General features: G+C 71.2%; 9 protein-coding genes. 1 reads left to right on the top strand and 8 read right to left on the bottom strand.

Features of this window, described 5'->3' with window-relative positions; all coding sequences use genetic code 11:
- Positions 1 to 291: 291 nt before the first annotated feature.
- Positions 292 to 1,317, top strand: coding sequence for a Gfo/Idh/MocA family protein (locus ABN034_RS19300; protein WP_349692378.1), 1,026 nt, complete (start codon positions 292 to 294; stop codon positions 1,315 to 1,317).
- An 84-nt stretch (positions 1,318 to 1,401) separates the two neighbouring features.
- Here the strand turns inward: ABN034_RS19300 and ABN034_RS19295 are convergent, their stop codons facing one another.
- From ABN034_RS19295 to ABN034_RS19260, 8 genes are all read right to left on the bottom strand, one after another.
- Positions 1,402 to 2,412 carry a transketolase family protein gene (locus ABN034_RS19295; RefSeq protein ID WP_349692377.1) on the bottom strand — a complete coding sequence of 337 codons (1,011 nt, stop codon included), beginning with the start codon at positions 2,410 to 2,412 and terminating at the stop codon, positions 1,402 to 1,404.
- Positions 2,413 to 2,426: 14 nt separating this feature from the next.
- Positions 2,427 to 3,122 (bottom strand): thiamine pyrophosphate-binding protein, encoded by a 696-nt coding sequence (locus tag ABN034_RS19290; RefSeq protein ID WP_349692376.1) that lies wholly within the window; start codon positions 3,120 to 3,122, stop codon positions 2,427 to 2,429.
- A 103-nt stretch (positions 3,123 to 3,225) separates the two neighbouring features.
- On the bottom strand, positions 3,226 to 4,386 hold the full coding sequence (locus ABN034_RS19285) for a baeRF3 domain-containing protein (protein WP_349692375.1): 1,161 nt from the start codon (positions 4,384 to 4,386) through the stop codon (positions 3,226 to 3,228).
- 371 nt (positions 4,387 to 4,757) lie between these two features.
- The gene (locus ABN034_RS19280; RefSeq protein WP_349692374.1) at positions 4,758 to 6,020 is read right to left on the bottom strand and encodes a glucarate dehydratase family protein; all 1,263 of its coding nucleotides are present in this window, start codon (positions 6,018 to 6,020) and stop codon (positions 4,758 to 4,760) included.
- The gene (locus tag ABN034_RS19275) at positions 6,017 to 6,958 is read right to left on the bottom strand and encodes a 5-dehydro-4-deoxyglucarate dehydratase (protein ID WP_349692373.1); all 942 of its coding nucleotides are present in this window, start codon (positions 6,956 to 6,958) and stop codon (positions 6,017 to 6,019) included. Before ABN034_RS19275 ends, ABN034_RS19280 begins: the two co-directional genes overlap by 4 nt.
- A gap of 145 nt (positions 6,959 to 7,103) precedes the next feature.
- Positions 7,104 to 8,084, bottom strand: coding sequence for a hypothetical protein (locus ABN034_RS19270; RefSeq protein ID WP_349692372.1), 981 nt, complete (start codon positions 8,082 to 8,084; stop codon positions 7,104 to 7,106).
- Between the two features lie 12 nt (positions 8,085 to 8,096).
- A complete protein-coding gene (locus ABN034_RS19265; protein WP_349692371.1) occupies positions 8,097 to 8,672 on the bottom strand; it encodes an RNA polymerase sigma factor in 576 nt (191 codons plus the stop codon).
- 56 nt (positions 8,673 to 8,728) lie between these two features.
- Positions 8,729 to 12,124 (bottom strand): S8 family peptidase, encoded by a 3,396-nt coding sequence (locus ABN034_RS19260; RefSeq protein ID WP_349692370.1) that lies wholly within the window; start codon positions 12,122 to 12,124, stop codon positions 8,729 to 8,731.
- Positions 12,125 to 12,169 lie beyond the last annotated feature (45 nt).

Raw genomic sequence — 12,169 nt, 5'->3', positions numbered from 1 at the left:
CCGCTCCGCCGCCCCGCGGGTTCCGCCGCTCCGCCGCCCCGCGGGTTCCGCCGCTCCGCCGCTCCGCCGCTCCGCCGCCCCGCGGCTCCGCCGCTCCGCCGCCCCGCGGCTCCGCCGCTCCGCCGCCCCGCGGCTCCGCCGCTCCGCCGCCCCGCGGCTCCGTCGCTCCACAGGCGCCTGGCCCGGTTCCCGGGAATCTGTGGCCAAGCTGGTCGCGGCCGCAGGTCCGATCACTCCCGGATACCGGGTGAAATGGTGGTGGTGTTGTGGATCCGGCGAGAGGTGGATGCGTTGAGTCGCGGACCGGTACGGGTAGGTGTTCTCGGCTGTGGCGTCATCGGCGACGTCTACATCGCCAACCTGGTTGGACATCCCGAGGACGTGACGGTCGTCGCCTGTGCGGACCTCGACCTGGCGCGTGCCGAGGTCGTGGCGGCCAAGCACGACGTCCCGCGGGTCCTCACTGTCAACGAACTCTTGCGCGACCCCGAGGTGGAGCTGGTCGTCAACCTCACCTGGCCGGCGGCGCACGTGGAGCTGAACCTCGCCGCGCTGGAGGCGGGCAAGCACGTCTACAGCGAGAAGCCGCTCGCGCTCACCCTGGACGAGGCGCGCCACACCCTGGACGAGGCTGAACGAAGGGGTCTCCGGCTCGGCTGCGCTCCCGACACCCTCCTCGCGGACGGGAACCAGACCGCTCGCCGGTTGGTCGACTCCGGCGAGATCGGTGCGGTGCTCGACGCCAGTAGCTGGTTCTATGCGACGTCTCCCGGGCCAGCGGCACGCCATCCCGCACCAGACTTCTTCTACCAGCAGGGTGCGGGTCCGCTGTTCGACATGGCGCCCTATCCCCTGTCCACGTTGGTCAATCTCCTCGGCCCGATCCGCCGTGCATGGGGTCGCGCCGGCCGGCAGGTCGACGAGGTGGTGGTGGGCGAGGGCCCGCGCGCGGGTGAGCGCCTGCGCGTCGACGTTCCGCTGTCGTACGCCGCCATGGTGGAGTTCGTGGCCGGTCCCACCGCACACATCGTGACGACCTGGAGTCTGCCGCCGGCCGGGGCATGCTGCCGGTGCAGGTCAGCGGGACGGCCGGGACACTGTGGACGCCCAACCCGAACCGGTTCCAGAACGCCGTACGACTGCGGAAGAGCGCTGCTGACGGCGACACCGGCGTGGAGGTGGCGCCGCAGCATCGCAACACCACGTCCGAGGCCAACCTGCGCGGGCTCGGCGTGTGGGAGATGGCGGTCGCGATGCGTGAGGACCGGCCGCACCGCTGCTCCGCCGCGCTCGGTTATCACGTCCTCGAAGCGATGATGGCGATCGAGGAGTCCGCTCAGACCGCTGCCGTGGTGGAGATCGGGAGTACGTGTGAACGGCCGGACCCGATGCCCGAGGTCCTCACCGCAGAAAGCCCGTGATGGACCGTCGCAGCCCGGCCGGGTCGAGGCCGTAGAGGCGGTCGTGCTCGGCCGGTGTGCCGTACTTCCGGAGCTCCCTACGGTCGACGCCGAGAGACAGCACCCGGTGCGGGCGGTCGACGAGCGCCGCGTCGATGATCCGTGCGGAGGTCCCTGCGAGGTACGGCTCGACCAGCACGACATCGACGCTGCCCTTGGCATCGGCGCCACCGGAGGACGCCTCGGCGAGCGCCCGCAGGCCGGCGACATCGAACGGGCGCACCGTGGCCGCGTATCCGACTCCGACATCCAGGCCGGCGGTCGCTTCGAGGACGCCGTCCAGCATGGGTCCGACGGCGACCACGACTGCCTGCCCACCGCTGCGTACCTGCTGCAGAAGGCCTTCCGCCGCGCCCGGCTGCGCGGCGGCGTTGGCGCGATTCGACAGTCGTACGTACGCCGGACCGCTGTCCCGCATGGCCGCGCGGATGAGGGCGCCGGCCTCGTCGGGATGGCCGGGCACGTGGACCGCCCACTCCGGCAGGGTGTCGACCAGCGCCACGTCGCCGGGTGAGTGGTGCGTACGCCCGCCTTCGGTCCAGTCGTACGACCCGCCGACGCTCACCAGCACGGCGGTGGCGTCCTGGTGGCCGAGGTCGAGCTTGACCTGTTCGAAGGAACGCTCGATGAGGAACGGAGCGTAGGAATGGGCGATCGGCCGCATGCCTGCCAGTGCGAGTCCGCCTGCCACGCTGAGCATGAGCGGTTCGCGGATGCCGACGTTGAGCACCCGGGTCGGATGCCGGCGCGCGGCCGGCTGGAACAGGTCCGCACTGATGTCGGCGAGCACGACGGCTGTCCGGGGATTCTCGTCGAGCAGGTCGCTCGCCACCTGGACGAACCGGGTCCGCATGTCCGGCCCCGCTGATCCCTCGTCCACTCCTACCAGTTCGGTCGCCGCGGTCGCTTCCGCTTCCGGAGTCGCTTCGGCTGTCCCGGTCGCCTCGGTCATGTCGCTCGCTCCGTTCAGTCCTTGGGGTCGACGACGGCCACGACGACCGTCGGCTGGCGCGGTGCGGTGGCGCGGAGGGCCGCCTCGATCGCGTCGTGGTCGCGGCCGTCCACGGTGTGTGTCAACCAACCATTGACACCGAAGCGGTTCGCCACACCGCCCGGCCACCCGTGCGTGGCAGACTGGTTGTCCACGACGACGGCGGTGAGGGTGTCGAGACCGCTGGCGCCCGCATAGGCGATGGCCTCGTGGTTCGAGCCCTCGTCGAGTTCGGCGTCGCCGACCAGGACGACCACCCGGGAGTCCGCGTATCCCTGTGCCCGCAGGCCGAGCGCCTCGCCGACGCCCAACGGAAGGCCGTGCCCGAGGGAGCCGCTGGAGATCTCGACGCCGGGGATCAGGGCCCGGTCCGGGTGATGGCCGAGCGGGGAGTCGAGGGTCCCGAATCCGGTGAGCCAGTCCTCGGGGATGAAACCCTTCGCCGCGAGTACGGCGTAGAACGCCATCGGGCCGTGCCCCTTGGACAGCAGGAACCGGTCACGCGAAGGATCGTCGACGGTCGTGGGCGAGACCCGGAGCACCCGGTCGTAGAGCACCCACAGGACATCGAGAGTCGAGGTCGCACTCGACCCGTGCTTTTCGTCCCCGGTCATCTGTGTCATCAGCCGGGGCAGCTCGTCGTAGCCGAGAGTCACGTCGTTGGCGGTCACATCCAGCAGCCTGACACTGCACAGTCCCGCACGAATCGGTCAACGGGTCCCACCGGATCGGTCGTTGGACCTACGCCTCGGGTCAAGGGCGGTCCGGCTGCGGTCAGTAGCGGAGGATGGCGGCGATGTCGCCGCCACCGGGCACTTCTGGGCCGTTCACGGCATACACCCGCCCTCCCTGGGTCAGCGTGTCGACCGCGGCACCGTCGAGCAGTTCACAGTGCGGATGCCCACCGCTGGCGCCGAGTTCGACCACCTGAGTCAGGTTCGCGAGGCGATCCCAACACGACGGACGTCCGGCAAGGAGCAGTGTCTCGACCCGGCCCTCCCTGGCCGCGGCAGCGACCACTTGTACGTCATTGGCGGCAAGGCCGGTCCCCAGCAGGTCACTGATCCGCGCGGCGGCCCGTTCGGTCTCCTGCTCGCGGATCTCCGCCACGATGGGCCAGGCGATCGCGTGCAGTTGTGGGGCGGAGTACTGGTCGGAGTTCTCCCGGACCGCCTGTTCCGTCACGTGCGGGTAGGTGTTGACCTCCCGGTAGATCGCCACCAGATAGTCCAGACCCACCAGGACCATGGGCAGGTCCCGTCCGCCGACGACGTGATGCATCCCCTCGGCGACCCGGTGAAGGAAATAGCGGACGTCGTCCTTCTTGACGTCCTTGTCGGCCGCGCCGTGGCCGTAGAAGATCCCGACCCCGGCTCGGCCACCGGTCGGACCCGCAGCGACCCAGGGAACGCTGTCCGCGCGCGTCGGTCGCGGTTCGACGACCTCCCGCATGTTGGTCGGGACCCCGGTGAGCTCGACCTCCTCGATGTGCTGGAGGCTGCCTTCGAGCAGGCGTACGTTCTGTTGGCTGAGCGCCAGCACCAGGAAACGTCGGTCGCCGGTGAGGACGGGCAGCAGCGGTCCGACGATGACGTGGTCCCCGACAGCTCCCACGGTGGGTACCTCCACCGGAACGCGGAACGACCGTTGCCAGCCCTCGCCCAGGAACATCGCGAGGCCGTCGCCCGTGTACTGCCAGGCAAGTCCGTCGGTGTGCAGATCCCATGCGGGAGCGAGGACCTCGGCGATCTTCGGCGTACGCACACCCTGCCGGGCAAGGACCGACTCGACCTGTCGGAGCAGGTTCCGCCATCGGATCCGCTCGGCCGGTGCGTCGTTGCCGGACCGGTCGGTCGGCATGAACAGCGACACCTGGGTGCCCGGATGATCGCGCTGAATCAGGAACTCGAGATCTTGCCTGCGAAGAAGATCCATGCCACCCCCCATGCCCCGTTACCCAGGGCGATCGGGCATACGGCCACTCTACCCACCGTGGACGCGGGTGCGCTTTGTCCGGTACGCCCGAGAGCGCCACCGACGGTGGCCCGCCGGCCAACGCCCGAAACCGCCGCGAACCAGGTGCGCCCACACCGTCGTACTGCTCCAGACACCGAAGAACGGCGGTCGGCGAGGTCCACCGCTGGAGCGCAGAGGAGACGGGCATGTCCAGATTCCAGCGTCTGAAACCGCCAAGCGCCGCTGGGCACCGCTAAGCGCCGCTGGGCACCGCTAAGCGCCGCTGGGCACCGGTGGGCGCCGTCGGGCGCCGCTGGGCACCGGTGGGCGCCGTCGGGCGCCGCTGGGCCTCACCAGGTGCCGCGGGGTGGTTGGAACTCCGGCCGGAACGTCCGTAGGTAGCCGCCGTCGTCACGGCGACGGATCCCGCAGCGGAGGTACTGCTCATGAAGCCGGGCAAGGGCATCCGGGTCGAGTTCGACGCCGAGCCCGGGCCCTGCCGGCACGGGCACCCCACCGTCGACGATCCGCAGCGCGCCGGGCCGCACCACGTCGTCGAGGGTCCACGGGTAGTGCGTGTCGCAGGCGTAGGACAGATAGGGCGTGGCGGCCGCGAGGTGCACCATGGCGGCGAGACTGATGCCGAGGTGGGTGTTGGAGTGCATGGACAACCCGATGCCGAACGTCTGGCAGATCGTCGCGAGCGTCTGGCACATCCGCAGGCCGCCCCAGTAGTGGTGGTCGCAGAGGAGCACCCCGATCGCCTTGCGGGCAACGCCTTCCGGCAGATGGTCGAAGGCGACGACGCACATGTTGGTGGCGAGGGGCATGGTCGCCTCGCGCGCAACCTCCGCCATGCCGGGAATCGTCGGCGTCGGGTCCTCGAGGTACTCGAGCACGCCGTCCAGTTCCTCGGCGACCTTGACCGACGTGGCGACAGTCCAAGCGGCGTTGGGATCCAGGCGCAGCGGGAGGTCGGGAAACGCCTCACGAAGCGCGCGGATCGCCGCGATCTCCTGCTCTGGCGGGAAGACGCCGCCCTTCAGCTTGAGGGACGCGAAGCCGTACGTGTCGACCATGGTGCGGGCCTGCGCGACGACGCCGGCCGGGTCGAGCGCCTCGCCGTAGGTCTCGTCGGGTTCGAAGTCCGGATGGCCCGCCCACTTGTAGAACAGGTAGGCGGCGAACGGCACGGACTCGCGGACGGCACCACCGAGCAGATCGGACACCGGCACACCGAGTGCCTTCCCCTGTGCGTCGAGACACGCCACCTCGAACGGCGAGTACGCCTGCAGGACGGCGCGGGCGGTCGACGGGGCGCCGGTCAGCCGGTCAGGGTCCTGGCCGCCCGGTGCGCCGGTGACGACCGTCTCGACCTTGCCGCGGATGGCGTTGACGTCGAAGACCGACAGCCCGACGAGCGTCGGCGCGATCCGCTCGAGCCGCGCCAGGAGGGTGTCGTCACCGTAGGTCTCGCCGAGTCCGACGACCCCGTCGGCGCAGACCAGCTGGACGATGGTCCGCAGTGCGTACGGCTGGTGCACACCGGCGACGTTGAGCAGCGGCGGGTCGCGGAACGCGACCGGGGTGACGAGGACGTCGCGAATGATCATCTGGCGCTCCCGGTGTCGAGGGACGGGTTCGGCAGGCCGGCGCGGGCCGTGGCGATGATCTCGGCCAGGCGGTCGACGTGCGCGGGAGTCGGGTCGACCAGCGGCGGCCGAACGCCTCCCACCGGCAGGCCGGCGAGGCGCGCCCCGGCCTTCACGAGCGCGACGGCGTAGCCCGGCACCTGGTCGCGCAACTCCGCGAAGGGCAGGTAGAAGTCGCGCAGGAGCGCGGTCACGCCGGCGTCGTCACCGGATGCGAAGGCGGTGTGGAACGCATGGGCGATGTCCGGCGCGAAACAGTGCACCGCCGACGAATAGCGGGGAACGCCGATCGCCCGGTAGGCGAGGGCGCTGAGCTCTGCGGTGGGCATGCCGTTGAGGAAGCAGAAGTCCGCCGCGTGGGGGCGCCCGCTGCCACGGATCGCCGTGACCGTACGCAGCAGGGCGTCGACGTCGCCGATCCCGTCCTTGAGCCCCGCCACCGAGGGGATGTCGAGCAGGTCGAGCGCCGCCTGCCGGGAGAACACCGCGTTGGCGCGCTGGTAGACGATGACGGGGATGCTCGCGCCGGAGGCCGCGTAGCCGACGTGCCGGACGAGGCCGGCGGCGGTGGACGAGACGAGGTACGGCGGAAGCAGCAGCACCCCGTCGGCGCCGGCCGCGGCTGCCTGGGCGACGAACTCGCGGGCCAGCCCGGCACCGCCGCCCGCCCCGGCGAAGACGGGGACCCTGCCGGCAACCGTGCGTACGGCCGTGGCCACGACGTCGCGGTGTTCCTGCGGCGTCAGGGCGGTGAACTCGCCGGTGCCGCAGGCGACGAACACCGCCGCGGCACCCGCCGCCACCTGCTGATCGACATGCGTACGGAGAACGTCGAGGTCAACCCGGTCCTCGGCGTCGAACGGCGTGAGCGGGAAGGAGAGCAGTCCGGTGAAGTCCACGCCCCGACCGTAGCCGGGGAGCTCCCCTCTCCCGCCCCCACGTCTCACCAGGCCAACTTGCCAGGAGTGGCCAACGAGTCAGACCCGCCCCGGCTGCCCAGTCGGCGGGCCCGGCCAGTGGTCCCAGGCGGGCGGCGTGCCCGGGTCAGTGCTCCCAGGGGAGGGTGCGTCGGCAGGTTTCGGGAGTCGGGTTCTCGATCCCGTTGTGGACGATCACTTCGCGGCCGTCGGGGTCCGTGTAGCACTCCTCGACGGTCGGCCCGGTCTTGGAGGAGTCATAGACCAGCGTGCCGTCGGTGTCGTAACCACGCAGGATCGTGCCCGGTGGATTGATACCGATCACCAGGTCGTCCTCGTCAGGCGTGCGCTCCGGACCCAGCCGCGAGGTCCGGCCCGGCGGATCCGGCACCGGTGCGAACCAGAATCCGTTGCGCAGTACGGCTTCCCGCTCGGGCTCGCCCTTCGCCTGGACCGTGACGGTCGCGACTGGACGCGTGACCAGGCCGAAACCGTCGCCGCGCATGTCCACCGGTGCGAACAGGTGCGGAATGTCCTTCGCGGCGACCGAGCCGAACGCCGAGGACGAGAGCGGGTTGCCGCGGCCGTCCCGGACGCACACGACGTACCCCCGGCCCTTCCGGGTGACGAGCCAGGACGCGGAGACCCAGGGGCGGTGCTCCTCCGGCAGGGTGAGGCCGACGTACGGCACGTGACCGTCGAACATCCCCGGCGCCCCCGATGCGCAGTCGCGCAGGTAGTCCCGCGTCTCCTGGTGGCTCAGCTCCCGCGCCACCGGCGCAGGCTCGTACGCCGCCCGGGCCGGTCTCCCCCTCGACTCACCGGTGGGTTCCCCGCCCGGTGAGGACGTGGGTTGCTCCGTGACCTCGGTGCCGCCTTCCGGCAGGCTGCCGGCCGGGGCGATGCCACTGTCGCTGACGCCGATGTTCTGGACCACGACCGTGCCGCCGACGGTGAGTGCCGCGACCGAGGCGGCCGCGACGATCGGAACGACTGGCCGGCGGGGACGCACCGCCCGCTCATGGTCGATGATGGTCAGCAGCTTCGCCCGGCGTCGCTGGTGGTGGGGGAGCGAACGCTCCGGCGGCGGTGACAACAGGGTGTTCATGGATGGACCTCCTCAGCGTTCCTGCGGCAGGACCAGCAGGCCCTGCAGACGTTGACGGGCGCGTGACAAGCGCGACTTGACGGTGCCGACGGCGATGCCGAGTGCGACGGCGGCGGCCTGCTGGTCCAGGCCCGACCAGATGCAGAGTTCGACGACCTGACGTTCGTGCCGGGGCAGCAGGCGGACCGCCCGCCGGACTTCTGCCATGCGGCGCTCGTCGTCGATCTGGGCGGCCACCTCGTCGGCGTGGTCGGGATGTTCGTCCCGGGCGACGCCAGCCCTGGCGAGGGCGAGCCGGTAGCGGCGTACGGACCGCCACTCCGTCCGCGCCGCGTAGTCGGCGACCTTCAGCAGCCACGGAAGGGCGCTGTCGCGGTCGAGAACCACCTGCGTCCGCTTCCGCCAGGCCAGGAGGAACACCGAGGAGGTGAGGTCCTCGGCGTCGCTCGCCGACGCCGTACGCCGGAACAGGAAGTTGTAGACCGCCCGGGCGTGCCGGTCGAACAGCAGCCCGAACGCCTCGGTGTCGCCCGCGCCGGCCAGGTCCCAGAGGTCGCGGTCGTTCATCATCTCGGAACGGAGCGTCATGTGAGATACATGTCTGTCCGCCCGCGTGTGGTTGCCGTCCAGCGTGCCGCGGGCATTCACCTGCTCAGTCCGTACGCCCGAATCACCGTCTGCCGCACGCTGGCACCGGCCGAATCGCGCCCGGTCGCCCGCAGCGACACGAACGCGGCGCTCTGCGGGTGGGCGATGTCAGCCAGCCAGCGATCGGTGCCCGCCTCGGTCAGCTCGAGCGGTGTCCACGTCTTCCCGTCGTCGAAGGAAGCCTCGAGCCGCACGTCGCTGACCGGAGTGTCGGGGTCGGCCCGCTCGGCCCGGACGTCCAGCCGGAACGGCTTTCCGGCGGGTGCCCGGTCGCGTAGGTTGAACGCGCCTCCCACCCGGATGCCGAGAACGTCTTGGCGGGAGAAGTCCTCGAACGGCCCGCCGGTGAACCTCCAGGTCGTGTTGACCCTGGTCGCGAGCGCCGACCAGTCGACGATGCGAGTGGCTCTGCTCGTCACCGTGAACTCCGCGCGATCCGCCGGGATGTCGAACCGGCCGCCGTCGGGGCTGTCACTCGTCCCGACCACGGTGCCGTTGCGGCGTAGCGTCGTCTGCATGGCGATACCGCTGCCGTCGGAGAAGAACGCGTGCCCGTCCTCCGCCGGCGAGAACGGCGTGAGGTTCAGGAAGAGCCCGCCGCCGTAGAAGAACGGCGTGGCCGCTGGCCCGATGGCCGCGACGTTCCAGTCTTCGCGGTACTTCGTTCCCGCCTGGTACTTCCTGAGCGGTCCGGCGGTCTCCCCACCGCCGTCGCTCTCCAGCGAACGATCCCACACCAGGTCGCGGCCGGTGGAGTAGAACGCGAGCCGTCTGCTGGGAATCGTGACCGGGTAGCGGTTGAGTCGACCGTCCCAGATGTCGGTGAACGGGATGCTGGCGAACGTTGCTTCGCGGGAGCCCGCCACCGCCTGGTTGTGGAGCCGCAGGTTCACTGCCGCGAGGTCGCCGTCGTGCACCGTGAACGTCGGCGGGTCCGGGATCTGCCCGGACCTCTCCTCGAAGAGATGGTAGTCGCGGGGTACGCCGGTCGAGTCGGATCCACCGTCGTCGGGCGGCTCGCTGAGGGTGGCGAGATAGCCGAAGGTGTACGGATGACCGGTCACCTTCGCGGTCGGTGTCGCGTACAGCGGGGTGTTGCCGACGTTGGGATCGTTGCCGCCCCAGACCCGGAAGCCCAGGATGCCGTTGTCGACCCAGGTCGCCTGGTAGCCCGTGGGCTTGGCGGCCGGGTTGTCCACGACGGCACGCACCCGACGCCCCTTCCGCGCGTCGAGGGTCACCGCGGTGTCCTTGTCCAGCACGAGGTCCGGCCGGGTCGCGAGCGTCGCCGGCGTCGGCTCGGCAGCCGCCCCGTCATCCGTGGCCCGGTCCGCCGCCGCCTTGGGTGGAGCGCCGTCGAAGATGGACGTCGCCAGGTCGTAACGCCCCTTCGGCAGGCGCAGTGTCACGGGCTCACCAGGCAGGTGGACGAGCCGTGGCGGACCGGCCGCGACGTTGGTCAGGCCGGCTACCGTGTCCACCGGTTCGCCGGACCGGTTCAGCGCGGCGACGGTCAGGTCGTAGGACTCGACCTCCTTGGTGATCCCGATCGGTGTGCTGACGACGGTCTCGCCGCCGCGGGCGGTGACCCTGCCGGAGTAGAGCCCGTCGGGGCCGCCCAGCGTGGTGTCACCCGTGACCGTCACCTGTGCGGAGCCCCTCGCCGGGAGGGTCACGGTGCTCGGCGTCACCGTGAACATGCCGTCAGGGGCGGGTTGGCCGTCCGGGCCGGTACCGGTCGCGGCGAGGTCGAGGGTCACGGCCGCGTCGCCGGTGTTGGCGTACGTCAGGGTCGTCGTGACCGGTTCGTCGTCGTCGTGGGGCCAGCGGGCGATCCCCATGCTGAGGGCCGCCGGGGTCGCCAGCACGTTCTGTCGTACGGCAGCCGCGACGTCGAGCCGGCCCGCACCTTGCGCGAAGACGCCCAGCGTGGGGTGCGGGTCGGCCGTACCCATCAGGACCGAGCGCAGTTCACCGGCCTTCCAGCTGGGGTGCTGCTGGGCGAGGATCGCCGCGGCGCCGGCGACGTGCGGCGCCGCCATCGACGTGCCGGACAGCGTGGTGTAGCGCTCGTCGACGACGTCGCCCAACTCGGTGCCCGCCGCGCGGGCGGCCACGATGTCCTGACCGGGCGCGGTGAGCTCCGGCTTGATCGCGCCGTCGCCCGGACGTGGGCCGACGTTGGAGAACCCGCTCAGCTCGTCCTGCTTCGTGACGCTGCCGACCGCCAACGCCGCGTCGGCGACGGCCGGCGCGGACACCACGTCCTCGGCCTCCGCACACCAGTTGCCGCTCGGGTGGTTGCCCGCCGCGATGGCGAACAGCGCGCCCGACTGTTCGGTCAGGGTGTTGACCGACTGCGACATCGGGTCGGACCCGTCGGTCGGGCAGCCGCCAAGGCTCAGGTTGACGACCCGGGCGCCCTGCGCGACCGCCCACTCCATGCCCGCGATGATCGCGGAGTCGGTGCCGTAACCACCGTCGTCGAGGACCCTGCCGACGAGCAGGTCGGCGTCCGGTGCGACACCCGTGTACCTGTCGCCGGACGCCGTGCCGCTGCCGGTGATGATGGACGCCACGTGGGTGCCGTGGCCGTTGCCGTCGTGCGTACTCCCCGTCTCGGTGAAGTCCTCGGCCGCCACCACGGCGCCGGCGAGATCGGGGTGGTCGGCGTCGATGCCGGTGTCGAGGACGGCGACCTTCACCCCCTCTCCGGTGAAGCCGGCCTGCCACGCCGCGGGCGCGCCGACCTGAGGGACGCTCTCGTCCAGGGACGCCCTGACGCGGCCGTCCAGCCACACCTTCTCGATGCCCGGATCGAACGTCCGTGCCGCCGCCGGGCCGCGGGTGAGCTCGGCCCAGAGCGCGCCGGTCTTCTCCGCGCGTACCGCGGTGCTTGCGACGCTCGGCAGTTCGCGGGTGACCGCGGCGCCGGCGGCGGCAAGAGCGGACCTCGTGTCGGCCTTGGCGCGCGCCGTGGCGCCGTGGGACACGATCAGGGGGAGATCCTGGCGTACGCCGTCCGCGTAGCCGTGACTGATGAGGGTGTCGACATCGAACAACCTGGGGTCGAGCTTTCCGGACGCGAGCAACGCCGCGGCGTCCGCGGGCACGACACTGAGGCCGCCGGCGGCCGACCTGCGTTCGACGAACGGCACACCCTCGCGGCCGGGAGCCGGCCGGACGTCCATGCCGCGCCGCCCGTCGCGGCTGGTGGAGACCACCACCTTGTCGCCGGTGACCAACGTGACGACGGCCGTGCGTTCGCCCCTGGCCGGGCCGGCCGCGCTGTTCGCCGTTGCTCCGGCCGAACCGGCGGCCGGACCGGCCGCCAGACCCGTGACCGCGAGCACGAGCGCGAGCAGCAGTGCGTGCCATCGATGGCGTCGCATCGAGAGTCCCCCTTCGTCGGGCAGTACGCGCGTACACCTCACATG

This window comes from Actinopolymorpha sp. B11F2 (assembly GCF_040195635.1).
Classification (GTDB): Bacteria; Actinomycetota; Actinomycetes; order Propionibacteriales; family Actinopolymorphaceae; genus Thermasporomyces.
Note: the sequence above shows the minus strand (reverse complement) of the source record. Positions and strands in the feature narration are given on the sequence as shown.

Excerpts from the sequence above, each read along its gene's own strand:
- ABN034_RS19295 (WP_349692377.1), bottom strand. The coding sequence starts at position 2,412 with ATGACCGAGGCGACCGGGACAGCCGAAGCGACTCCGGAAGCGGAAGCG.
- ABN034_RS19260 (WP_349692370.1), bottom strand. The coding sequence starts at position 12,124 with ATGCGACGCCATCGATGGCACGCACTGCTGCTCGCGCTCGTGCTCGCG.
- ABN034_RS19270 (WP_349692372.1), bottom strand. The coding sequence starts at position 8,084 with ATGAACACCCTGTTGTCACCGCCGCCGGAGCGTTCGCTCCCCCACCAC.
- ABN034_RS19285 (WP_349692375.1), bottom strand. The coding sequence starts at position 4,386 with ATGGATCTTCTTCGCAGGCAAGATCTCGAGTTCCTGATTCAGCGCGAT.
- ABN034_RS19265 (WP_349692371.1), bottom strand. The coding sequence starts at position 8,672 with ATGACGCTCCGTTCCGAGATGATGAACGACCGCGACCTCTGGGACCTG.
- ABN034_RS19280 (WP_349692374.1), bottom strand. The coding sequence starts at position 6,020 with ATGATCATTCGCGACGTCCTCGTCACCCCGGTCGCGTTCCGCGACCCG.